Origin of the sequence: uncultured Treponema sp. (assembly GCF_945873775.1) — a bacterium.
Lineage (GTDB): Bacteria > Spirochaetota > Spirochaetia > Treponematales > Treponemataceae > Treponema_D.
On the sequence record NZ_CAMCEC010000004.1, the window covers coordinates 74397 to 99550 of the forward strand.

A 25154-nucleotide genomic window follows, 5' to 3' on the forward strand; every position below is an offset into this window, starting at 1 on the left:
AACTGCCTGCTACATTTTTCACGTTGAATTTTTAATTGCTCTCCTATATATTATAATATGAATTCTTATTTTTAAATAAAAAAGGTGATTTTTGTATGGAAAATAATAGCTTGGGTGAGATTTCTTCATTGACTCCTGCAGTCCGTCCAATCAGGATGGGAATCGATGTTGGTTCAACTACGGTAAAAGTTGTTGCGCTTGGAGAAAATGATGAGCTTTTGTACGGAGCCTATGAGCGGCACCGGGCTGATATTAGAAATACAATTATTACTGTTGTAAATAAAGCCTTTGATTCGCTTGAAGAAGTTCTTCCGGCGAAGGAAAATCAGACTGTCAGCGTAAAAGTTACTGGTTCTGGCGGACTTTCAGTTTCTCAGTGGCTGAATATTCCGTTTATTCAGGAAGTTGTTGCCGCTACTACTGCTGTAAGAAAAATTATTCCGCAGACAGATGTTGTAATTGAGCTTGGCGGTGAAGATGCAAAAATCACTTATTTTAAAGGCGGAGTTGAACAGCGCATGAACGGAACTTGCGCCGGCGGAACTGGAGCTTTTATTGACCAGATGGCGGCTCTTTTGGAAACTGACGCTTCTGGACTGAACGAGCTTGCCCGTGGAGCAACCACAATTTATCCGATTGCCGCCCGTTGCGGAGTTTTTGCAAAGACAGATGTTCAGCCTTTAATTAACGAAGGCGCGCGCCGTGAAGATATTGCGGCTTCTATTTTTCAGGCAGTTGTAAGCCAGACAATTTCGGGGCTTGCTTGCGGAAAGCCAATCCGCGGAAACGTTGCATTTTTGGGCGGACCGCTTCACTTTTTGGATCAGCTTAGAGAACGATTTGTAATTACATTGAAGCTTGGGGCGGAACAGACAATTGTTCCAGAAAACAGCCAGCTTTTTGTTGCTTCGGGAGCGGCTTATTCAGCTGAGCGGGAAATAAAATGCGTAACTCCTTCTAGCAAAAATGGAACATTTCCTACTATAAAACAGTTCCGGGAAAGCCTTAAAAATCTTGTGGGCGCAGAAATGCAGGAAGTACAGCGTCTTGAGCCGTTGTTTACAACTCAGGAAGAACTGGACGAATTCAATAAGCGACATTCACAGGAAAAAGCCAGCACAGGAGGCTTGGAGTCAACTGAAGGTCCGGTTTTCCTTGGACTTGATGCCGGCTCTACAACAACAAAGGCGGTTTTGATTGATACAAAAGGACGCATTTTGTGGCGTTTCTACGATGTTAATGCTGGAAATCCTGTTGACTTGGCTGTAAAAGTTCTGAAAAGCCTTTATAAAATTCTTCCTGAAAAATGCTACATTGCGCGCTCTGTTTCCACTGGTTACGGCGAAGCTTTGTTTCAGGCTGCACTTGGAGTTGACGCTGGCGAAGTTGAAACTATAACGCATTACCGTGCGGCAGATTTCTTTGTTCCTGGCGTTGAATTCCTTTTGGATATCGGCGGACAGGACATGAAGTGCCTTAGAATGAAAGACGGCGCGATTGTTTCTATTCAGCTTAATGAAGCTTGCTCTGCAGGCTGCGGTTCGTTCCTTGACAATTTTGCGCGCACAATGGGAATGAGCGTTCAGGAATTTTCAAAGATTGCGCTGATGGCAAAAAAGCCGGTTGACCTTGGAACTCGCTGCACAGTTTTTATGAATAGCCGTGTAAAGCAAGCTCAAAAGGAAGGCGCGGAAGTTGCGGATATTTCTGCGGGACTTTCTTATTCAGTAATAAAAAATGCGCTCTTTAAAGTAATAAAACTTCGCAAGGCAAGCGACATTGGCAAAAAAGTTGTCGTTCAAGGCGGAACTTTCTTTAACGATGCGGTTCTTCGTGCGTTTGAAAAAATTGCCGGTGTAAATGTTTATCGCCCGGATGTTGCGGGGCTTATGGGAGCTTACGGTTCTGCGCTTATTGCAATGGATCAGTGGGAAGATTTGCGCCGTCCAAAGCCAGACGATCCTGACCAGACGCCAAAATTTGTAAAAAGCGGCATTGCGACTTTGAATCAGCTTGAGTCATTTAAAGTTGCCCTTGAGCTTCGCCGCTGCGGAAAATGCTCTAACAATTGCCTTCTTACAATAAATACATTTTCTACTTCTGGAACTGAAGGCGAAGAAAAACGCGCTGTAAGAAAATTTGTTACAGGAAACAGATGCGAGCGCGGGGCGGAGCTTGAAGAAAAAACTTCAGTTGTAGATGCAAGCAACAAGCCTTCCGAAGATGAAACTGAAAAAAATCTTCCGAATCTTTTTGAATGGAAATACAAGCGGCTTTTTGGATATTACATTCCGCTTAAGCCAGATGAAGCCGTTATGGGCGACGTTGGAATTCCGCGCGTTTTAAATATGTATGAAAATTATCCGCTGTGGTTTACTTTCTTTACAAAGCTTGGATTCCGAGTACGCCTTTCGCCTCGTTCTAGCCGCGCGATTTACGAAAAAGGCCTTGAGACAATCCCGTCGGAAAGCGTTTGTTATCCTGGAAAAATTTCCCACGGTCATGTGGAAAGCCTTCTTCAGCAGGGAATAAAATTTATTTTTTATCCGTGTGTTCCTTACGAAACAAAAGAAGATCCGGGCGCTGGAAATCACTACAACTGTCCGATTGTTACAAGCTACCCTGAAGTTTTGCGCAATAACGTTGAGCAGCTTCGTCAGGATGATTCTGTTTTGTTTATGAATCCGTTCCTGCCTGTTTATGACAAGCAGCGTTTAAAGGAGCGTCTTTTTGAAGAGCTTTCTCCAAAGTTTAAAAAACTTACCCGGCAGAAAATAAATGAAGCTGTGGATGCGGCTTGGGCTGAGCAGGAAAAATTCAGAAAGGATGTTCAGGAAAAAGGCGAGGAAGCTCTTGAAGAAACAATCCGCCGCGGTGCAAATGGAATTGTTCTTGCAGGACGTCCGTATCACCTTGACCCGGAAATCAACCATGGAATTCCAGAAATGATAAATGGTCTGGGCATGGCTGTGTTCACGGAAGATTCTGTTGCGCATCTTGGTTCTATTGAGCGTCCTTTAAGAATTATTGACCAGTGGACTTATCACAACAGGCTTTACCGCGCCGGAGCTTTTGTAAGCGGAATGGCAAACTTGGAGCTTGTTCAGCTTACATCTTTTGGCTGCGGACTTGATGCCGTTACTTCTGATCAAGTTGACGAAATTATGAAGTCAAAAAGCAGAATGTATACGCTCATAAAAATTGATGAAGGCTCAAATCTTGGCGCGGTAAGAATTAGAATCCGCTCGTTGATTGCTGCTGTAAAAGCCCGCGAAAGAAACAGAACAAAACTTTCTATAAAATCAGCTTCATATAAACGTCAGATTTTCACCAAGGAAATGAAAAAGAAGCATACGATTATTGGACCGCAGATGAGTCCGATTCACTTTAAGCTTCTTCAAAAAGCAATGGAATATTCCGGCTACAATTTTGTTGTCCTTGACGCTGTAGATCCAATGGCTGTTGAAACTGGACTTAAATATGTAAACAACGACGCTTGCTACCCTTCAATTCTTGTTGCAGGCCAGATGATTGCTGCTCTTCAAAGTGGAAAATTCGACTTGAACAATACAAGCCTGATTATTACGCAGACTGGAGGCGGCTGCCGTGCCACAAACTACATTGGATTTATCCGCCGTGCCTTGAATGACGCAGGATTCAGCCAAATTCCAGTTATTTCTATGAGCACTCAGGGGTTTGAAAAAAATCCGGGTTGGACTTATACTCCGGGAATGCTTATAAGACTTGTTCGTTCTATTATGCTTGGCGACCTGCTTATGCGCGTTTTGTATAGAACTCGTCCTTACGAAGCTGTTTCTGGAAGCGCAAATGCTCTTTATGAAAAATGGAATGCAAGGTGCGAAATTGCATTGAAGTCTCTTTCCGTGCTTAAATATAGAAAACTTATCCGCGGAATTATAAAAGACTTTGACAATCTTCCTCTGCTTCCTGTTAAAAAGCCACGTGTCGGTGTTGTTGGTGAAATTCTTGTTAAGTTCCATCCGACGGCAAACAACGATATTGTAAATGTAATTGAAAGTGAAGGCGCGGAATGTGTTATGCCTGATTTGGCGGACTTCTTGTTCTATACTTTCAGCACTGGAATTTTCCGGCACAAGCAGCTTGCGTTTGACAAAAAAACTGAAAAAAATGCACGGCTTATGGTTTGGGCTGTTGAGCTTTTCCGTGGATACATAAAAAAGCAGCTTAAAAAGAGCCACCGCTTTGATCCGCCGAATTTGATTTACGACATGATGAAAGGCGTTGACGACATCGTTCAGCTTGGAAACATTACTGGCGAAGGCTGGTTCCTTACTGCGGAAATGGTCGAGCTGATTCATTCAGGCTGTCCTAGCATTGCCTGTGTTCAGCCTTTTGCTTGTCTTCCGAACCACGTTACTGGAAAAGGAATGATAAAGGAATTGCGCCGCCGTTACCCTGAATCAAATATTTCCGCGATTGACTATGATCCGGGTTCAAGCGAAGTTAACCAGTTGAACCGCTTAAAGCTTCTTTTGAGCAATGCGCCTGTTGGCAAGCATCCAGATGAAGAGGCGGACGGAATGATTCATCAGCCTGATAAAAAAGTTGTCAAGCCTGAAATTCAAATGGCGGAAGGCGCTTTTATAGATCCAGAGCCTGTTGAAATGAAAGATGTGCCTGTAATCTAAAGGCTTTTGTATTGTTTATAAAATTAACTGGAGCTTATTTTGAAAAAAAAAATTTTAGCTTTTTCTTTTGCCTTTTTGTTTTTTGGATTTGCGTTTGCTGAATACAACAGTTTTGCAATTCCAGATTCTGCGGAAATACGGCGGACTATAGTTGATTCTTGGATTTCCGCGCCAGTTTCCGAAGTTAGAAATTACAAAGAGGATTTAAGAAAAAATAGAATCGGTGAAACTTTTCAAATCCGAATGGAAGAAAACGAAACTGAATTTTCAGTGATTGTTGCTCCGCGTTCAGAGCTTGATGTTAATTTGATAAACGGGGACAGCCATAGAATTGTGCGTGCGGCTGTTTATCCAAGAGGAGCGGCAGGAAGCTGGATTCTTTTTAGGGAAAAAAAGAGCGGCAAACCTTTACGCATTGAATGGCATTTTAATCCTGATTCAGATGTTTTTCTTGTGTTCCGTCCGCAAGCTCAAAAAACTTTAGTGGACATGAGCGTGTTTGGCTCTTTTGTTGCACGTTCAGTTCCGCTTGGAGTTCCTTTTGAGCGTATTTATACAGCCGGATTTCAGGATGTAAAAAACTGGACTCAAAAAACTCTTCCCTGGGAAAAAGTTACGGTTGAAACTGGACTTTACCGCGATTCTCTTATGATGGCGGGAATTGTAAAGTCGAATTTAGATTCAATTGTTTTTGCAGAAGATGCCTGCTACGATTCAAAAGGAAAACTGAAATCTGTTATTACGGGCAAAGATTATGTTTTAAAAGATGAAAGTGGATTTGAAATTCCGTTTGATGAGAAAAAACTTTATTTGTCTGGCGCAGGATTTTTAAAGTGGATTATCGATGGAATTGTTGAGCCTGCAACTGGACTTGGAACTTCAATTTCTGATTTGACAGAGCCGACTGCTGAATTTGCTCCTGTTGGAAAAATCGGAGTAATGTCGCAGGAATGGAATTTGTATTTTACTTTGGACTGGTGCAGAAATCTTGCGGCAAAAGCATATTCCGTCCGTTCAAGAAGAAATGTTGATTTTAAATCTGCCGGACTTGACGTGAATAAAAATTATTTTGCGTCGGAAGTTTCAGGCGGAAAAATTTCAAATTCCTCTGGCTACATAAAAAACACAGGATATTCAGCTGAAAAAATAAAATCCGTGCTTTATGTTCTTGCTGTAACAGAACCTTCTTGGTTTTATCTTGCTGCAATTCGCCAAGGTTCTTATTTAAAGCCTGACGAGCTTGTTTTTAATAATTGCGCTGTTTTCTTTCCTTATTTTGACAACAATGGAAAATTCGGCTGCTTTGTTTTTGAGCAGGGCAAAGAAATTTCATTGGAAAAATTTTTAGAAAAATACAAAGATGCATACATTCATCTTGATCGAGTAAAGTCGTTAGAGGCTTTTTTCCCTTATGAAAAAAAATAAAGTTCTAAAAAATTTATTACTATGTTTTTTTGCTGTGGCTGGAGGAGCTTGCTTTTCTTTTTCAAAAGATTCCGCTTTGTTTAAAAAGATTGATTCAGCTTATTCAGGCGCATCTTATCCGGCTGTCGTTGAATATTCTTCCCAGCTGCAAAAAGAATTTCCTTCTTCTCCATTTTTGGAAAAAGCCTTGCTTTATAAAGGCGAAAGTTTTTTTTATCTTGGACGTTTTGAAGATTCGATTCAAGTTTTAAACGGATTGTCTTCTTCTGAAAACAATGAAACAAAAATTTTTGCCCAGTATTGGAAAGGTCGTTCAGAATTTTCTTTGCAGGATTTTAGCGCGGCGTTAAATTCTTTTTATGCTGTTGCTTCAATTTCTTCTGGCTTTAATAAAAAAAACAAAGAAATAAATTTTGTTTATAAAAATTCAATTTATTATGCAGGACTTTGCAGCTATTCTTTGCGGCAATATGAAAAATGCATTCCGATTTTTGAATCAATAATTTCAAGCAATGAATATGAAAATAGTATTTTTTGCAATTCCTTGGAAATTCTTTTTGACTGCTACACAAATGAAAACGAGCATTCAAAGCTTGTAAAAAAATATGAAGAGCTTTCGCCGCAAAATATTTCTTGCTATTGGAATCTTTCTTTTGCCGCCGGAAACTCTTTTGAAAAACTTGGACGAAAAAAAGAAGCGTTTGCTTGCTATGAAAAAATTGCTTTAAATGCGGAACTTCCTTTGTCTGCTTGGGCTTTGCAAAAAGCGTATTATGTTTCTGAAAAAGATTTTCCAGTGCTGATTGAAAAAGCGAAATTTGCATTGTCAGGTGAAAATTCTCTTTTGTCAGAATTCTGGATTCGGCTTGGAATTGACTCTTTTGAAAAAAATGATTTTGATTCCGCGCAAAAATATTTTTCAAGTGCGGAAGAATCTGATTCAGAAAAAAAATATTCATCGTTGATAGGACTTTATAAAGCTGAACTTGCTTCTGAAGATAAAATCGCAATTCTTGATTATTATTCATCAGAAAATTTTGATAAAAAATATTACGCGGAATATGAACTTGCTTATGCGCAGCAATATGCGGCTTTGGGAGATTTTGAAAATTCTCTTGTTCATGCAAAAAATGCTTATGAAAAAAGTTTGCCAGAAAAAAAACAGCTTAAGCAAAAATCTTTCTATTATTACTGCTTGGGACTTTATTCAACAGGAAAATCAAAGCAGGCAATTTCTCTTATAGAAAAGTCAAAAGAAAATGCTGAAATAGAAAGCAAATATTTTTTTGCGCAGAAAATTTTATATGCAAGATGTCTTGCTGAAAATGGAAGCCTTGAGTCTGCTGAAAAAATTTATAAAGATTTTTTTGAAAAGTCCCACTTGAATAATGAGCAAAAATATGACTACGCAAAAATACTTTTTTCACTTGGAAATATGAGCGAATGTAAAAAGGTTGCGGACTCTTCTTCTGTTTATGACGCAGTTTACATTTCTGCTTTGGCTTCGTTCAATATGCAGGACTGGAAAAATTCTTCAGCAGGATTTTCTAAGTTCATTGCAGAAAATTCAAAGTCCCCTAAAATTTCATTTGCGGAATTCTATTACGGATATTCTTTGTACAAAATGGAAAAAACTTCGGAAGCTTTTAACGCTCTTAAAAATTTTTCTGAAAAATATCCAGAAAGCTCTTTGTGCTATTCATCTTGCATTGTGTCTGCAAATTCCGCGCTCAAGAATTTTGATTTTGAAAATGCAATTGTTCAGGCAAAGAAAGCCTTGAATTTTTCTTCATCGCAGAAAGAAAAAGAAAATGCAGTTTTGCTTTGCGCTTCGATTTATTCTGATGCGGAAAAATATCAGGACGCTATAAAATTTCTTGAGCCTTATGCAAAAGATTCCTCCGAATTTTCTATTCGTTGCCGTTATCAAATTGCGCTTTTGAATTCGCGTATTGGAAAAATTTCTGAAGCTGATAAAATTTTTTCTGAAATACAAAATAAATTTTACAACTCTCCTTTTGCGGATGAAAGTTCTTTTAGACGTGCGGACTTGTATTACAATTCAAAAAATTATGAAATGGCATCAATGCGTTTTTCTGAATATCAAAAAAAATTTCCTAAAGGAAAATTTATTGATGCTTCGTATTATTATTCAGCTGATTCATATAGAAAACTGAATCAAAATGAAAAGTCTGTTTTGCAATATAAAATTCTTGTGGAAAATTTTCCGAAAAGCACTTTCATTTATAATGCCAGAAAAAATCTTTCAGAAATTTTTGAAGAGCAGAAAAAGTATGAAGACGCGCTTGAGCAGCAAAATGCAATTCTTTCAATTGCTGATTCCGAAGAACAAAGAAAAACTGCGGAACAAAAAATCAGTTTCTTGAAGAATTTGATTTCTGGAGAAAATTCAGAACTTGCATTTCTTGAAAAACGTTATACTGAAAATTCTAAAACTTCAACCTTGGAAGGAAGAATAGCAGGAACTGAGCTTGCGGAATTTTTAATGCAAACTGAGCAGTCCAAAAAAAATGCTTTTGAGCTTGCGGAATCACTTTTTAAAATTCAATCATCTGAAAAAAATCAGACTTTGGAAAGTTCTTACGCTGCAAGAACTGCGTTTGTCTGCGCAAGATATTTGAGATTTCAAAATAAAAATAAAGAAGCCGCGCAAAGATTTTTGACCTGCGCCGAGTTTGCTAGAAAATCTGGAAACGACGAGCTTGCGCAAAAATCAATCTACGGGGCTGCTGAATCTTTTGACGCTGCAAAACTTTATGCTGATTCTGAGAACTCTGCAAAAACTTTGCTGGAACTTTATCCGGAAAGCAGTTACAAATCCGCTGTTCAGAAATTTATAAAAAATAATTAGGAGCAAGTGAAAGTTAAAATGAAAATTGTTAAGAATATATTTTATTTTTTTTGTGTTGCTTTTTTTTCTGCGCCTCTGTTTTCACAAACTGAAAATGTAACTTTGCCAGATATAACGACGACTGTTTCTGGTGAAATTGTTACAGCCGGAAATGAAGCGGTTCCTGATTTTTCTAAAATTATTCCAGTTGATAAAAAAGATGATTCTTCGCTTCCTGTTTTTTCGGAAGAAAATATTAGCTTTGATGAAGAGCCAATTGCTGATTTTTCTTTTGGGGAGGCAAAGACAATTTTTGCGCAAGGACTTGTTGGCGGTGGATTTCCGGGAGATTTTATCGGAGATTTTTCTGTTTATAAATCCATTGGAGAAAATCCGTTTAAAATTGAATTTTCACATTTTAGCAAAAATGGATACGGAAAGCACAAGGCTGGAGATGGATTTTTCAACAGCAGTACAAGGCTTTTCGCTGAAAAAACTATTACTGCAAAAAACACCGATTTTGTAATTGGCGGCGAATACAAAAAAAATGAAACTGGTCTTCAGTCAGTAAGTCCGTTTTTTTATGATTTGAATTCTCAAGAAGCTTTTGGAAATTTTTCTGTAAGAAAAAATTTTTCGCATGGATTTGGATTTGAATCTAAAACAGGCGGCTCTTGGTATAACCGATATGCTGGAATTGCTGATGGCGAAAATGATTTTTTGAAACAAGAAAAAAATATTGACGTTGTATATTTAAATCAAAAGTTAAATTTTTCATGGAGCGGAAAAAATTTCTTTTTTGATTTGAATGGCAAACTTGATTATGGCACTCTGGCTGGAAAATTTGATTCTGTTGAAATTGAAAATATTTTTAGAGCGGAAGCTTCTGCATCTGCTGGATGGAAAAATGATTTTCTTGAAATTTCGGCATCGGGAGGAGTTGCTGGCGGAACTGAAATGGGAACGGAAAATTCAATTCCATTTTTTGATGTAGGAATTTCTTTTGCAGGAAAAGATTCTCCTTTGAAAAATAGTTTTTCTTTTGAAGTTCGCGGCGGTCTTGATACATATTTAAATTCAGTTTCAGAACTTGAAAATAAATACAAATTTTCGCAGCTTGTTTCTTTGCCTTCTGAAACTTCTGATTGGTTCGCAAATGCGAAAATTTCTGTTCCTGTTTCAAAATTTGCTTCAATTTATTCTTCCGCAGAATTTAGAAAAACAGCTTTTGAAAACGGAATTTGGGAATCTGCTTATGATTCTGAAACAGATTCTGGAATTTTTGAAATAGTTTCATCAGACAGAACTCTTTTTTCTACTGATTCAGGACTTTCTTATTTGTGGAATGTTTTTACTTTGAGCGCAGGATGGAAATCGCATTGGATTCATGTTCCGGCTGATGAATTTAAAAATTATATTTCAACTTCCATTTCATTTGATTCAAAAGAAAAATCTTGGGGCTTTTCAGTTTCTTTGCAGGAAGATATAGATTCGTCTTCTGACAAATGTCCTTTGCTTGGCGGTGAAATTTATTACAATGTAAAAGAATCAATAAAACTTTCATTTGAACTTTCTGACGCTATAAAATTGTTTGCCGTAAAAGACAGAAACTTTATGGAAACTGATTATTTTGTTCGTGCAGGATGCGCATCTTTGTTTGCAAAATTTTATTTTTAAGTTGAAATTTTTATTTCGATTTTTTATAGGAGCTAAAAATGTTTGAGGTTTTAAAGAGTGGCGGAATTGTTATGATTCCGATTATTGCTTGCGGATTGGTTGCTGTGTTTATTATTGTTGAGCGGTTTCATTATTTTTTTTCAATAAAGAAGCGTGATGAAAAATTCAGCAGTGATATTGAAAATTGCATTTTAAAAAATGATTTTCAGACTGCGGAATCGGTTTGTGTTCTTGCAGATACTCCTTGCGCAAAAGTTGTAAAGAGTGCGATTGAGCATAGAAATTTTTCGGAACGTGATTTAAAGGAATTTGTTCAGTCAAAGCTGGATCTTGCTGTTCCTGAATTTGAACACAATCTTTCTGCGTTGAGTACGATTTCAAATGTTTCAACTTTGCTTGGCTTGCTTGGAACTGTTACAGGAAATATCAAGGCTTTTGGTGTGCTTGGAAATGGCGGAACAATGGGCGACCCTGCTTTGCTTGCCGGCGCGATTGCTGAAGCCTTAGTTACTACTGTTGCCGGACTTGTTGTTGCAATTCCTGCGATTGTTTTTAGCAGCTATTTTAATTCGCAAGTTAACCATAGCATTACGAGAATGGAGCAAACTGTTACTTCTGTTTTGTTCCGTCTTACAAAAAAGGTCGAGGCTTGAAATGAAAGTTTCCGTGCGCAAAAAAACAAAGCCGGTAGTTGATTTGTCTCCGATGCTAGATGTTATTTTTCAGCTCATTTTATTTTTTTTAGTTTCAACAACATTTAATTTGTTTCCTGCAATAAATGTTAATTTGCCAAAAAGTTCCACTTCGTCCGAAGCGGAATCAAGCGGCATAACAATTTCAGTAGAGGAGAACGGAAAACTTTGGTTTAACGACGAAAAAGTTTCTGAAAAAGAATTGTCGGATTTGCTTTCGAAGTTTGACACAAAAGAAATTGAGCGCAAAAATTTTCCTATTTTAATTTCAGCTGATGAAAATGTAAGAAATGGAAAAATTGTTGAGCTTTTCGATATAATCAGAATGAGCGGTTTTGCTTCTGTAAGTTTAAGGACAAGCGGAAAAAAATGACAAGTCTTGAACGGCGCGGAAATGCAATTGCTTTTGCATTTACTGCATTTTTCTTTGCGGCTTTTTTAATTTTTTCTCTTGCTGTAAAATTTAAACCGCAGAAAAAATTTCAAGCCTTGACGATAAACCTTGCGTCTCCTCCTGTTGAAAAAAAATCTCTTCCAGAAACTACTTTGCAGAAAAAAAATCTTCCTTCAGAAAATCAAAGTTCTAAAGATGTTGAAAAAATAAAACCTGTTGAGCCAAAGAAAATTCCTGAAGAAAAATCAAGTTCTCAAAAAAATAAAATTGTAAAAAATGGATTGCCTGTTTCTTCTGAAAAACAAAAAACTTTTGAAGAGCCAAAAATTAAAAAAAGCGTTGAGCAGCTTATGGCGGAAAACAATTCTTCTGCAAAAAAAACTGCTGAATGGAATGAAGGTTTTTTTGACGATTCGCAAACTGTGCAAAGCAAAAATATTTCCGAAGCGCAAAATAAATCTTCTGTAAAAAGTTCAGTTGAAGGAACTGCTGCAAAAAGTTCGGCTGAAAAAACTTCTGGAGTTTCATCTTCTTCCGAATCGGCTAGAAGTGGAAATGCAGATGTTTCAGAAGAGACAAAAAGTTCTTTGGCTAATATTAAAAATACTTTTTCTTCATCTGTTTCTGGAAATATAAAAAGCAAGACATCTGTTGCTTCTCAAAATTCAGGCGGAAAACTTTCTATAAAAATGTCAGACGGAAAATCAAGAGAGCTTTTGTATCCAAAAAATCCTGTTATATTTATTTCAGAAGAAAATGCAAAACTTGTTGATGAAACAAAAAAAGTAATTGTCCGTTTTAAAGTTCGTGCGGACGGAACTGTTCCTGTAACAGGAATTTCCATACTACCGTCATCGCTTTTGCCTCTGCAGATTCAGGCTGAAATAAAAGAACAAATTCAACTTTGGAGATTTTCCGAGGAATCTTCCGGACTGGACGGAACGGCTTCTTTTGATTATACGCTTGAGATTCGATAATTATTTTTATATAATTGAAATGTATGTTCGAAGGAATAGAAGCAGTCGCATTTGATATTGACGGAACTCTTTATCCGTCTTGGAGACTTTATCTTCTTATGCCGCTGTATGTGATCAAGCATTTAAAGTTTTATCTTCATTATAATAAAATCCGCAAGATTCTTCATAGGACTGCGCCGCTGTCTGATTTTTATGAATTTCAGGCAAGGCTTTTTGCGGAGGAAACAAAATTTCCTGTTGCTGAATCAAAAAAAATCATAAATGATGTTTGCTATGAAGGAATAAAAAAATTTTTCAAAAAGATAAAACCGTACAGTCATGCTTACGAATGTATAAAAAACATGAAATCTGCCGGATTAAAAATCGGAATTCTTTCTGATTTTCCGCCGTCACAAAAAGGCGATATTTGGGGAATAAAAGAACTTTGCGATGTTTGCATTGGCTCAGAAGAATCGGGAGCTTTAAAACCTTCTGTTTATTCTTTTGGAATTTTGAGCAGAAAACTTGATGTTCCGCCGGAAAAAATTCTTTATGTGGGAAACAGCAAAAAATACGATGTTCTTGGTGCAAACAATGCAAAAATGAAAAGCGCATATATTTTAACTGGTTTTCGCCGGATGTTTGGAATAAAACTTCCAGAGGCTGATATTTCATTTAAAAATTATCGTCAGCTTGAAAAAATTGTGTTAAAATAGATAAAACTTCTTTTTAAATAAATTTGGGCGGGAAATAAAAAGTGATTACTATATTAGGAATTGTCATTGCGGTAGTTTTGTCTGCGATTGTTTCTGTTGTTATTCAGCAGACTGGTAAAAATGAAAATTCAATGGAAAAAGTCAAACGCTATGCAAACCAGCGTCAGGCTGAATTTGATGAGTATTTTGAAAAGCAGACGGAATCCATAAAACTTCTTGCAAACGATTTGGACACAAAAGATATTCAAGTTAAGGCTGCGATAAAAAGAATGCAGATGCAGATTGACGAGTGCCGCCAGACTACAGAAAATTTTGAAAATCCTGTTCAGAATATTGAGAACATAAAAAATAAAATTGAAGCTTATGATAAAGTTTTGCAGAATCTTATGGAAATGACAGCCGCAGTTGAACAAAATCTTGATTCTGTAAAAAAAGAAGCCCTTGTTGTGGACAAAGTAAATTCCAGGCTTTCCCGCCAAAATCAAATTCTTGAAGCTGTAGAGAAAAAAGTTTCTGATGTTACAAAACAATTCTCTGTAAAAAATTCTGAGCAGCTCAAGACGATTGGTTCTGATTTGCTGAATCAGTATGAGCAGCGCGCTTCGGAAATTGATGCGACAACAGAAAAAGCCATAAAGCAAAATCAGGCTATTATGGAAAAAATTGAAGACGACATCCGTCAGGCATATTCCAAGGCGATTGAAAATGCAAAGCGGCTTGAAGACGAGTCGTTTGCAAAACTCAAAGATGAATCTCAAAAAAGAACTTCCGCTTGTCTTGATGAAGTTGAAGCTCAGACAAAACAAATCACTGCGATTATTGATTCAAGAATTTCTGAAACGCAAAAAAGCCTCGATGATAAAACAAAAATATTCAGTGATTCTTTGAAAGAGCAGACTTCCGCAATTGAAGAAAAATTCAATGAGCGCACACAACGCATTTCAGAAATGATTGACGCGCGTACAAATGTTCTTACCGGCACTTGGACTGAAAAAATTGAATCGCTTGAGCAGGACTTAAAAGAAAGTTCTGAAAACTTTGATTCACGTTTGGAAGATGCCGTTGCTGGTCTTGATAATTCTCTTGCTGAAAAAACTGGTGCGCTTGAAGATAAAATAAATGAATCCGCAGGAACTTTTGAAAGTGAGTTTGCTGACAAAATAAAAGAACTTTCTGACATTGTTGAAAATTCTACTTCAAGGATTGAAGACGAATGTTCTGGAAGAATTTCTGAAATTGAAGAAAAACTTGAGCAGTCATCGTCAGGCATTCAAAATAAATTTTCAGAAAAACTTTCACAGATTGAATCTTATTTCAATGAAACTTCAAATTCTATTGAAGCCGGTTATAAAGAGCGCGCTGATTCTCTTCAAAATGAATTGGAAAATAAATTTTCTTCCTTGCTTGAAACTTTCACAAAGCAAGCGAAAATTTTTGAGGACAAGACTTCAGTCTTTGAAGACAATGTGAAACAAAAATCTGATATTTTCTCTTCTGAACTTGAGTCGAATATTTCTGATTTTTCGGAGCGGCTCAATTCTGAAATTTCTTCACTTGATTCTCAGTTGGAAGAAAAAACTTCACGGTTGGAAGAGTTTTTCAAAACTAACGTGGCTTCCCTTGAAACTGAATACAACTCAAAAACTTCTGACCTTGAAAATTCTTTAGAGCAAAGCTACTCCGATATGTTCTCGAATATTGAAGAAAAAATGAAGGATCTTTCAAAATCTTATGAGGAAAAATGTTCTTCCATGGATTCGACCTTTGCAGATAAAAGCCGTAACGTTATTCAGTTTTTTGAAGATAAAACACGAGAGCTTGAAGAAAACTATGATTTAAAAACAAAGAAGCTGAAAGAATCTTTGGATTTAAATAATGAAAATGCAGAATCCGAAATGAAGAAAAAATCCCAGGCGCTTATTGCTTTGTTCAATGAAAAGTCTTCAAATTTGGATTCAAAACTCAAGGAAAAAATGCGTTCCCTTGATGCTGATTTGGATAAAAATGTTGATGAGCTTAATGCAAAAATAAAACAAAAAACAGGAGCTTCAAACACTTCATTTGAAAATTCTATTTCAAAAATTGAAAATGAAATCCGCCAGAAAACAGCAGCACTTAATACAAGTTTAATTGATAAGTTTGATTCGATTGACAGCATATTTAAAAAGAAACTTGAAGACATAAATAACAAGGCTCTTTCAATTTCCACTGAAATTAAAAACCGCACAGACGGACTTGAAGATGATGTCCGCAGAAAACTTTCAAATCTTACAGAAGATGTAAAAAATCAGACAGCGCAAGCCATTGAAAAATACAAAACGACGACTTCAAGTTATACGCAGGATATTGAAGATAGAACTGTTGTTTTGCGCAAAGAACTTGCGGAACGAACAGAGGCTCTTGAACGTCAAATTCATGAACGTGCTCAGGAAATTGAAAAGAAACTTGCTGATCTTGAAAATAATGTTGAAACTCAAACTTACGGAGCGATGGAGCAGTATAAGTCCACAACTTCTGAGTACACGCAAAAAATTGAGCAGAATACTAACTCTTTAAAAGAAGAGCTTGAAAACAAAACCCGCGATTTGCAGGAACTTATTAATCGGCGCACAAATGAAATTCAGTCTCTTTCAGAAGATGCGATTGTAGATGCAAAGAGTCGTTTTGAAGATGTCCAGAAAATAATTTCTACAAAAACGGATGAAGTTTCTGGAAACGCTCTTGCTTATGTTGAAGATGCGCAAAAGCAGATTGAAGAAAAAACTGACAGCCTTGTTTTAGATGCGAAAACTGCAATTGAAAAAGTTCAAGAACAGATTTCAAGAGCAACAGAAAATGTAAATGAAATTACATTGGCGTTAAAGCAGGATGTGAAAGTTAATTCTGAAAAATTGGAAGCTTTGCAGAATTCTGTTGAAAATCAGTCTTCTGAACTTGAAAAAAAATACAACGGAATATTTTCTTCTATACTTGAAAAAGCAGAAAAAGATGAAAACGATGCTTATGAAAAATTCAGCAGTTTGAGTTCTGCAAATCTTGACAAGTACAAAGGCGATGTTCAAAAGCGCGTGGACGAAATGCATTCCGATATAAAAACTTCCCTTGGTTCTCTTGATGCGCAGACAAAATCGATAAAGGAAAATATTGACGAAACGCTTTCTTCTATTCTTTCCCGCTACGAGCAAATTGAAAATAATGCAAAAGAAATTTCCGAGCGAATTGAAAATGAAAATGAAAGCAATTCTGAAAAACTCAAGGAATTTTCTTTGTCAATGCAAAATCAGATTGATGAACTTAATGGAAGTTTGCTTTCCTCTACAAAAAATGTTGCCGCTGAATGTGATGCCCGCCAGACAAAATATCTTGAAGCCTTGGACAAGCAGCTCGATGCTTACAAAAAAGAAATGGAGTATAGGTTTAAAAAATTGAATACTGCCGGAGCTGACGTTGACAAACTTGAATCATCTTTAAGAAAACTTATGGATCAAAGCCAGAAAAAAGTTATAGGCGACTTTGAAAAATTTTCTGAAGGCGCGGAAAAAACTCAGGCTGACTTTGAAAAATCAATTGTTGCAAAATATGAAAAACTAAAAGTTGACTTGGATTCTGTTCAGACTTCACTTGATGAAATTAAAAAAGATTCCGCTGCTAAACTTAGCGCAAAAGTCAAAGTGTTCGAAGATTCATTTACAACTGATCTTGCAAAACGTCAGGATGATGTTGTTCTAAAACTTTCTGACTGGAAAAATAAATTTGACGCGCAGTTTTCTGATTTTACAGCTGAGTATGAAGTTAAACGTGCAGCTTTGGAGAAGCAATATGATGATGCTCTTGCAAAACGAATTTCCGAACTTACAAAGAAAACACTTGAACAGGAAAAGAAATTCCAGACAGCGTTGCTTTCCGGTCAGACAACTATTCAGGAGCAGATTAATACAGTGAATCAGAAAATTCATGATTTTATTGAGCAGTATAGAAACGAAATTCAAAAAACGATTGAAAATGCGGATGAATATTTAAAGACAGAAACTGACAGTTATAATGAGCGCATGAATGGTCAGCTTGATAAAATTGAGAATGATTTGAATTCCAAGTTTGAAAATTTCCGCGAGATTCTTCTTTCAAAGCAGGAATCTCAGTCGGCAACAATCGATGCGGCTGTGCAGGAATTTACAGCTTGGAAAAACAGTCTTAAAGGAAAATACGAGGATGCCTCGCAGCAAATTGAAGATCAGCTCAAGCTTCTTGCCGATACAAATGATCAAAAAATAAATGACTTGCAAAAAGATTTTTCTGTTGCGGCAAATAAAGCTACAGATGTTCTTGATGATTACGATAAAAAGTCCAAGGCGGCTCTTGCTGATTTCCGTGAGCAATATGAAAATATGCTTGCAAATGTAAAGAAATCAACGGCTGACCAGGAAGATTATGCTGACAAAAAAAGCAAGGAACTCAAAAGCAGATTTGACAAGCAGACTGACGAATATATGCGTGTTTACAACAATGCCTTTGATAAAATCGGCGAGGAGGCGAATAAGCTTCAGTTCCAAATTGATGAAATCAACAAAAGCATTGGAACTTTCAAAACTGAAACGGCGGTCTTTGACAAAGCAGATATTTTGAAAAAACAGCTTGAAACTTCTATTGATGATTTAAACAAAAAAATTTCAGCAGTGAAAAATTTTGAAGAAAAATTAAATGACTTGTCTGCTCAGGCGAAGCGTCTTGAAAAGTTCGGCGATGATGTTAATTCACGTTTGAATGCGTATAGCTCGGATAAATCTCGTTTGGACAGCATTGAATATAAATTCAATACGCTTATGAATTTGAGCAGTGGCATGGATTCAAAGATTCAGGAACTCACTTCTATGAGCGATGATATTTTAAATATGCAGGCAAAGGTTGGAAAATTTCAGGACAGCATTTCAAATGTTCAGTCAAAACTTGAGCGGATAGAAAATAAAAAAGAAACTTACGATCGTGTCGCAGAAGAAGTTGACAGGTCTTTTGAAAATATTTCACAGCTTGAAAAACGTCTTGAAGAATGCTCAGGCAAAGTTAATTCTCTGCCGGATGAAATCAAGTCAATGCAAAACCATATTGATAAGATTATGAAGAACAGCGGAAAAATTAATGATGCCGTTGATAAAATAACTTCTTTGCAAAGTTTGATTGATGATGCGGAAGAACGTATTGCGAAAATCAAAGATTCGCGTGATGGAATTCTTAACACAGAAGTCAGGCTGCAAAAACTTTATTCTGATGCTGATAGCAAGTTGAAACTTCTTCATGATATTACAGCGAAGGAAGTTGGAAGCAAGCCATCTGCTGTAACTGGTTCAAATATTACTCCGCAGCTAAAATCGAATGTTATTAAGCTGAAAAAAGACGGATGGAAAAATGCTGAAATTGCAAAGCGTTTGAAGATTGAAGAAAATATAGTAAATCTTATTCTTGAGATGGGAACTGATGAATAGAAAAAAGTCCGCAATGATTATTGCGGACTTTTTTGCCCCGACTTAATCGGAAAATTTCTTTTAAAAATTTAAAGAGCTAATTCTACTGCGCATTTTGCATGAATTTCTGTTGTGTCAAATAGCGGAAGTTCAAAATCATTTTGTTTTACAAGCAAGCCTATTTCTGTGCAACCAAGAATTATTCCAGCGGCTCCTTTGTTTTTCAAGCGCGTCATTATTTCAATCATTTTCTTTTTAGAGCATTCTTCTATTTTTCCAAGGCAGAGTTCATTAAAAATAATTTTGTTGATTTGCTCAATATCTTCTTCGTTTGGAACAATGACATTTATTCCCTGTTCAATTAAGCGTTGTTTATAAAAGTTTTGAGTCAGTGTATATTTTGTTCCTAGAAGTCCGGCATTGAAAATTTTCTTCTTTTTTAGTTCGGAAACTGTTGCATCGGCAATGTGAATCACAGGAATTTTTACCATTGATTGAATCTGCGTGCAAACTTTGTGCATTGTGTTTGTGCAGATTAAAATAAAATTTGCTCCCGCCATCTCAAGTTTTTTTGCGGCATCACCAAGTATTAAAGCACTTTTCTCCCAATTTCCGCTTGACTGGCATTTTTCGATTTCGTCAAAGTCAACGCTGTAAAGAATTATTTTTGCAGAATGAAAACCGCCGAGTTTCGTTTTGATTTCTTCATTTATTATTTTGTAATATGGAATTGTGCTTTCCCAACTCATTCCGCCGATAAGTCCGATTGTTTTCAACTTAATCTCCTGATAAAATATTTTTGTAACAAATGTTATTTTTTTATGAAATTTACATTAAAAAGAAAAAACAATCAACAGAAAGATTCTGCTGATTGTTTTTATATAAGTTAATTTTTTTTACATCATTATGATAACTATGATAATGACGTATCACTCCACCTCTTCAATCGAAAGCGTCATGTTTGAAAGTCCGTGGTAGTAGTTTACGGTTTTTGCTGTGAAGCGGTAGACGCAGTAGTCTGGATCGTCCACGCCTTTCGGGTAGTACATTTCAAATCCGTCGCGCCAGAGCATTGCTTTTGTTTCATGGTCGGTGCAGACTTCGATTGTGCCGGTGAAGAGCGCGCCCTTGTATTTGTCCTTGGTGTCGTCAACGTAGTAAACGCAGGCTTTTGGATTCGCCCTGAACTGAGCGACTCTCCGTGAGCTTGTGTTCGTTGAAAAATACTGAACCTTCATGCTTTCATTTTCGAGAACAAGCATTCCCTTGATCTGCGGAAATCCCTCTCCGTTCACTGAGCCGACGTAGGCGACATTCGCGCCTTTTCTGAGAGAGATGATTTCCTCTCTGACTTTTTCTTTGTTCATTATTATCCTCCTATAAATAATTATTAAGATTCTCAAGCACTTTCCCAAGAGCCGATTCAAAGCTGAAAATTTCCTCATCTGAAAATCCCCTGTAAAAAATTCTGTTCATCTGCTCGGAAACTTTGTCGTACTTTTTCCGCAATTTTCTTGCCTTCTGAGTCAGCCTGATTCTGACCGTCCGCCTGTCCTCCGCGCTATACGTGCGCACCGCAAGTTCCTGCGACTCAAGCCGGTCGAGCATTCCGGTGAGTGTCGTCTTTGCAAGCCCTGTTTTTTCCGAAAGTTCCCTGATTGGAATGTCGTCGTTTTCCCAGAGCACAAAAAGAATTCTTCCCTGCGCTCCGTTGAATTCCGCAATTCCCTGCTCATCCAGAAGCCGCTCAAAAATACGCCCCTGAATCTGCTTTATCTTGCTGATGTAAAACCCTCCGTTCGTTTTCTTTAGCAATCTGATTTCCTTCTGTTTGGGATTATATGATAGAGTATAGTACTATATAGAACTATTTGTCAAGATAAAAGTCTGCGATGTGCGAAAAATTGAAGGGTAGTGTGGCAAGAAAATTTTCAAAAAGTTTTTGACGTATTTTGTTTGCCCGATTTTACAGCTTGTACTGCATGAAATTTTCGTTATGTACAAAACCGAAATCTGTGTACAGTTTTACGCCCATGTCGGATGCCGTTATCTGAACTGTTCCGCAGCCGAAGTCTTTTGCTTCTTTTACGACGCGGCTTAAAAGTTCCTTTGCAATTCCTTTTCTTCGGTAATCCGTATTTGTGAACATGCTTGAAAGCAGTCCGATTCTTCCGCTTGGGCAGGCGAAATACGGCGGTTTTTCCACGAAAGACATTCCGCTTGTTCCCACAATTTTTTCTCCGTCAAACGCAAGCCAGGAGACAAAAGTTCCGTCCACAAGATGGCGGAGATAGTAATCTTTTAGTGCAGGCCGCAAATCAATGTTTTCCTTCGAGCCTTCTTCCCGAAGTTGATTTATTCTCATTTCGATAAAAGTGTCCAGCTCATTTTCTGTAAGCCGTCTGTATTCTATTGGCATTTTGGACTCTCCTGATAAAAATCTTTGAATCTTTTTTTTGTATAATTTTAAAGCTGCTACTCAAGCCACTGAATAAATGCGGTTTTGTCGCTGCTGTTGTAGCCGGCGCGCTCATAGAATTTTTTGGTGGATTCCTTTTTTGAGCCGGTGAGGAGCATCATTTTGTAGCAGTTTTCGGTTTTGGCGATTTGCCTTGCGTAGTCGAGACATTCGGTCGCGTAGCCTTTTGCGCGGTAATCTTTGTGCGTGACGACGTTTTCGATAAAGGCGTAGGGGCGCACGTTTCTTGTTAGGTTCGGAATGACAACGCACACACATGAAGAAACGATTTTTCCGTCTACAACATTTATGATGATGTGATGATTTTTGTCCTGAACGATGGTTTTCCAAGTTTTGCTCAAATGCTCCGACATCGCCGGAACAGAATCCTCGTGCAGGTGCAGATACAATTCCAAAAGCTCGTTCAGCTCATTTTCAAAAATTTCCCGAACCAATTTTTCGCCTCCTTCCGTAAAAAGTCAGGGAGAATTTATACAAATCCTCTTTTTTGCGCTTCTTGGATTAATTTAGGCTGAATCAAGGGATATGTCCAGTTGTCAATCAGTTCATCTGTAAGAATTATTTTTTCTATTTCGCTGCGGATTTCTTCAAAGGAGTGAATGTCGGCGACGAACAACATTCCGAAAGTTTCATCATCTGCGTTTTTGTTTACTCTTGTTTTGCCTTTTACGGAATATGCGCAGACTGGCTTGATTGTAAAATCTACGGCTCCAGTTTCTTCTTTCAGCTCGCGTTTTGCGGCTTCTAAAATTGATTCGCCTTTTTCGCGATGTCCGCCGGGAACTTCATAAGTTTCCCTTTCTTTGTGTTTGCAGAACACCCATTTTCCATTTGACTTTGAAATAATCACTGCGAATTTCAACAAGCTGTCATCCGCATTATCATAAAATTTTACTTCAAGCATTTTTTCTCCGTTGCAAAATCCAACTTTATCTTTCCAGAACAAATCTTGCAAGCTCAACGTTGCCGTCTTTTTCTGTGGAAACGATTTTGAATCCGCATTTTTGCGTGTAGAACTTTACGTTTTCAGTTTTGTCGATGGGCGTTACCAAAGTGAATTTCTTCCAGTTTTTATAGAAGGTTTTTACAAACTGAATTGCCTGCGTGCCCAAGCCTTTTCCCTGAAACTCCGGGATGATGCACAAGTTGCCGATTTCATAAACGTTTTCTTCAAGCTCCTTGCAGGAAATACAGCCGACAGGTTTGCCATCGCACAAAATTACAAACTTTGGATATTTTCGTATTGAATCTTCCATCATTTCTTTTGTTTTGCCATAGCCCGGACATTCGCCGTATTTTATATAGTCGCTGTAAAACGCGGCGTTGTAAATTTGAACTAGAAGTTCTGCGTCTTGTGGAGTTGCTTGTCGATATTCTATTTTCATGATTTTTCCTTTGTGCAACTTACGGTTTGAGTTTTCAAAAAAAGTCTTGGACAAAACCGCTTTATTCCCAGCGGAAGAAGCAGGCGGAAAGGACTGTGCAGAGTGCGCCAACTCCAACCATTACGCAGACCGGCAACAGAATGCCAGCTGTTACGATTCCGAGAAATGTGTTCTTCATCATCGTTATTCCCTGCGTCAGTGGAAAAAAGCTGACGATATTCTGCATTGTTTTCGGCATGACTTCAAGGGGAAGCGTCGTGCCAGAAAAGACGAGCATCGGAAAATAGAGGACACACGCAATGACGCTAGCCTGCTTGGTGTCTTTTGCCACGCCGCCCACCAGCATACCGATGGAAAGGGTCGAGAGCATGGTAAGCGCCCAGCTTGCAAGAAAAGCCAAAATCGAGCCGTGCAGTTTCACGCCCCACAAAAGTGCGACAACCGAGAGCGTTGCAAGGGACACGGCGCAGTAGACAACATACATCGCAAGTTCCACGCCCAGAATGAACACCGGGCTGACAGGCGTAACACGCAGACGCTTGAGAATTTTCATCTCACGTAAGCCCGAAACCGCCAGCGGCAGTCCCATCAGTCCGCCTGCGCAGATTGCAATTGCGCCGACCGCTCCGAAAGACTGCTCCAAAAACGTATAATCCGCGCCGTCGTAAGCTGGTTTTCTTCCATATATAATGCCGAAAATTATGAATATTACAAGCGGCATGATTACGGCGAAAATCACCATGTTCATGTCCCGCAGGCTGAGCTTAAGCTCGGTTTTCAAAAAAGTAAAAAATCGTTTCATTCGTCCGCCTCCTCGTCTGAAAGTTTTAAGTATGCATCCTCAAAATGTTCAAAGCCGCACTTCGCCTTTGCCTGTTCAACAGTTCCGCGGAAAACGGCTGTGCCTTTTTTCAGGATGCAGATTTCATCGCACAACGCCTCAACTTCATCCATAAAGTGCGATGTCAGAAAAATCGTAAGCCCCTGTTCTTTAAGCGATTCAAGAGTTTTCCACACGCCACGCCGTGCCTTTGCGTCAAGTCCGGTTGTAAGTTCGTCAAGAAAAACAAGCTGTGGCTGCCCAATCAGTGCCAGCACGATGAAAAGCCGCTGACGCTCTCCGCCCGAAAGACTTTTGACCGCAGCATTTTCCTTGTCTCCGATTCCGAACTGATTGCAAAGCGTGCGCCAGTCAGCTGGGTTGCGGTAAAGGCTTGCTGTCTCCTCGCAAAGTTCACAGACCTTGATTTCTTTATGATAGTCGCCTTCCTGAAACTGAACGCCGATTTTCTGGAAAAGCTCGCGGCGGCATTTTTTCGGGTCTTGTCCCAAAAGACGGACTGTTCCGCTGTCCGCCTGCTTTGTGCCGAGCATACATTCAATCGTTGTGCTTTTTCCGGCTCCGTTTGCGCCCAAAAGTCCGAACACAGTTCCGGTTTTAACCGAAAGGTTCAAGTGATTTACAACGGTTTTCTCTCCATATTTTTTCGTTAGTCCTTCAACAAAAATTGCCTCGCTCATTTTTTAATCCTCTTAATTGCCCGCAGTTCGATGTAGCCGCGCTCGCCCCGTGGTTCGAGCTGAATCCGCGGATTTTCGTCATCCCACTGGTAGCCGATGACGGACGGATTGTAGCTGTCCATTGCCGCCTGAACAGTGCGGATTGCCTCGCAGTAATCTTCTTCGCGGAATGGCTGACCTTGGAACATCAGATATTCCGCTTCCAGCAGGTGAATTGTGTCGAAGCCTTCGGGAATCATTCCCATATAGCCGGTTTCGACTTCCACGCCCTGAACGTAGGTTGATGTTTCGGGCTTTTTGTACTTTTCAGGCAGCCACATTGAGACAGGTTCTCCGCAGAGCGACTTCATGCTCATAAGAATTCCCCAAACGTCGCAGCTGACTTCCTCGCAGTATGGAAAATAATCTTCTGCCCGCTTGCCGCGTTTGATAATGCACAGGCGTTCCGGCTTTTTGACGACCTGAATGAAAATCGGTTGAATGTTGGACACGTCGATGTTCTCCTTTCGTAATTCACGGTATTTTGCGCCATAAGGAATGAAGAATCGGATAGGAACTGGACTTTTCATGTAATCGCTCGGATTCAAGCCGAATTCCCGGTAAAACGCCCGCGTAAAAGTGTCCACATTGGAAAAGCCTGCATCGAATGCCGCATCGATGACCTTGACATTTCCGCTTTGAAGCTGCTTTGCCGCCTGCGTTAGCCGGTATTTTCGGATATATTCCGTCGGCGTAAGTCCAAGAGCTGCCCGGAACAGTCGGTAAGAATGCCAGGGAGAAAACAGCGACGCGCGTGCCAAATCCGACAAGCTGATTTCTTCCGCATTGTTCTTTTCGATATAATCCTGCATCCGCTGGACAGCCAAAATCTGTTCCTTCATTCTTTTTCCTTATAAAACTCCGCGTTACTACGTAAAACTAGAGCCTTGGAT

At 38.5% G+C, this 25154-nt stretch carries 19 protein-coding genes; 9 read left to right on the top strand and 10 right to left on the bottom strand.

The features are described 5' to 3' along the window. Positions 1–95 precede the first annotated feature (95 nt). From Q0N70_RS03390 to Q0N70_RS03430, 9 genes are read left to right on the top strand one after another with little or no spacing between them, the layout of a single operon-like run. Positions 96–4670, top strand: a complete 4575-nt coding sequence (locus Q0N70_RS03390) for a 2-hydroxyacyl-CoA dehydratase (protein WP_294013871.1) — start codon at positions 96–98, stop codon at positions 4668–4670. Between the two features lie 39 nt (positions 4671–4709). Next, on the top strand, positions 4710–6095 hold the full coding sequence (locus Q0N70_RS03395; RefSeq protein ID WP_294013872.1) for a hypothetical protein: 1386 nt from the start codon (positions 4710–4712) through the stop codon (positions 6093–6095). Then, a complete protein-coding gene (locus Q0N70_RS03400) occupies positions 6082–8967 on the top strand; it encodes a tetratricopeptide repeat protein (protein ID WP_294013873.1) in 2886 nt (961 codons plus the stop codon). Before Q0N70_RS03395 ends, Q0N70_RS03400 begins: the two co-directional genes overlap by 14 nt. An 18-nt stretch (positions 8968–8985) precedes the next feature. Beyond that, complete coding sequence (locus tag Q0N70_RS03405) at positions 8986–10623, top strand: hypothetical protein (RefSeq protein ID WP_294013874.1); 1638 nt, start codon at positions 8986–8988, stop codon at positions 10621–10623. Positions 10624–10661: 38 nt separating this feature from the next. Then, positions 10662–11276, top strand: coding sequence for a MotA/TolQ/ExbB proton channel family protein (locus tag Q0N70_RS03410; RefSeq protein ID WP_294013875.1), 615 nt, complete (start codon positions 10662–10664; stop codon positions 11274–11276). 1 nt (position 11277) lies between these two features. Continuing rightward, complete coding sequence (locus Q0N70_RS03415; RefSeq protein WP_294013876.1) at positions 11278–11688, top strand: biopolymer transporter ExbD; 411 nt, start codon at positions 11278–11280, stop codon at positions 11686–11688. Next, positions 11685–12686 carry a hypothetical protein gene (locus tag Q0N70_RS03420; protein ID WP_294013877.1) on the top strand — a complete coding sequence of 334 codons (1002 nt, stop codon included), beginning with the start codon at positions 11685–11687 and terminating at the stop codon, positions 12684–12686. Before Q0N70_RS03415 ends, Q0N70_RS03420 begins: the two co-directional genes overlap by 4 nt. A 23-nt stretch (positions 12687–12709) precedes the next feature. Next, a complete protein-coding gene (locus Q0N70_RS03425) occupies positions 12710–13381 on the top strand; it encodes an HAD family hydrolase (RefSeq protein WP_273351901.1) in 672 nt (223 codons plus the stop codon). Between the two features lie 41 nt (positions 13382–13422). Next, positions 13423–18858 carry a hypothetical protein gene (locus Q0N70_RS03430; RefSeq protein ID WP_294013878.1) on the top strand — a complete coding sequence of 1812 codons (5436 nt, stop codon included), beginning with the start codon at positions 13423–13425 and terminating at the stop codon, positions 18856–18858. Between the two features lie 68 nt (positions 18859–18926). Here Q0N70_RS03430 and Q0N70_RS03435 read toward each other — a convergent pair whose 3' ends face one another. The 10 genes from Q0N70_RS03435 to Q0N70_RS03480 form a co-directional block, all read right to left on the bottom strand. Then, complete coding sequence (locus Q0N70_RS03435) at positions 18927–19613, bottom strand: aspartate/glutamate racemase family protein (RefSeq protein WP_294013879.1); 687 nt, start codon at positions 19611–19613, stop codon at positions 18927–18929. 153 nt (positions 19614–19766) lie between these two features. After that, entirely contained in the window at positions 19767–20204 is a 438-nt protein-coding gene (locus tag Q0N70_RS03440; protein WP_294013880.1) for a pyridoxamine 5'-phosphate oxidase family protein, read from the bottom strand. A gap of 10 nt (positions 20205–20214) precedes the next feature. After that, complete coding sequence (locus Q0N70_RS03445) at positions 20215–20652, bottom strand: MarR family transcriptional regulator (RefSeq protein ID WP_294013881.1); 438 nt, start codon at positions 20650–20652, stop codon at positions 20215–20217. 151 nt (positions 20653–20803) lie between these two features. Continuing rightward, positions 20804–21256 (bottom strand): GNAT family N-acetyltransferase, encoded by a 453-nt coding sequence (locus Q0N70_RS03450; RefSeq protein WP_294013882.1) that lies wholly within the window; start codon positions 21254–21256, stop codon positions 20804–20806. 56 nt (positions 21257–21312) lie between these two features. Continuing rightward, a complete protein-coding gene (locus Q0N70_RS03455; protein ID WP_294013883.1) occupies positions 21313–21750 on the bottom strand; it encodes a GNAT family N-acetyltransferase in 438 nt (145 codons plus the stop codon). Between the two features lie 35 nt (positions 21751–21785). Beyond that, positions 21786–22220: an NUDIX domain-containing protein gene (locus Q0N70_RS03460; protein ID WP_294013884.1), complete on the bottom strand. Its 435-nt coding sequence runs from the start codon at positions 22218–22220 to the stop codon at positions 21786–21788. A gap of 25 nt (positions 22221–22245) precedes the next feature. Further along, positions 22246–22701 carry a GNAT family N-acetyltransferase gene (locus Q0N70_RS03465; RefSeq protein ID WP_294013885.1) on the bottom strand — a complete coding sequence of 152 codons (456 nt, stop codon included), beginning with the start codon at positions 22699–22701 and terminating at the stop codon, positions 22246–22248. Positions 22702–22762: 61 nt separating this feature from the next. Further along, a complete protein-coding gene (locus Q0N70_RS03470; RefSeq protein WP_294013886.1) occupies positions 22763–23503 on the bottom strand; it encodes an ABC transporter permease in 741 nt (246 codons plus the stop codon). Continuing rightward, on the bottom strand, positions 23500–24222 hold the full coding sequence (locus Q0N70_RS03475; protein ID WP_294013887.1) for an ABC transporter ATP-binding protein: 723 nt from the start codon (positions 24220–24222) through the stop codon (positions 23500–23502). The genes Q0N70_RS03470 and Q0N70_RS03475 overlap by 4 nt, the downstream gene beginning before the upstream one ends. Next, positions 24219–25103 (bottom strand): helix-turn-helix transcriptional regulator, encoded by an 885-nt coding sequence (locus tag Q0N70_RS03480; RefSeq protein WP_294013888.1) that lies wholly within the window; start codon positions 25101–25103, stop codon positions 24219–24221. Before Q0N70_RS03480 ends, Q0N70_RS03475 begins: the two co-directional genes overlap by 4 nt. Positions 25104–25154: the final 51 nt, after the last annotated feature.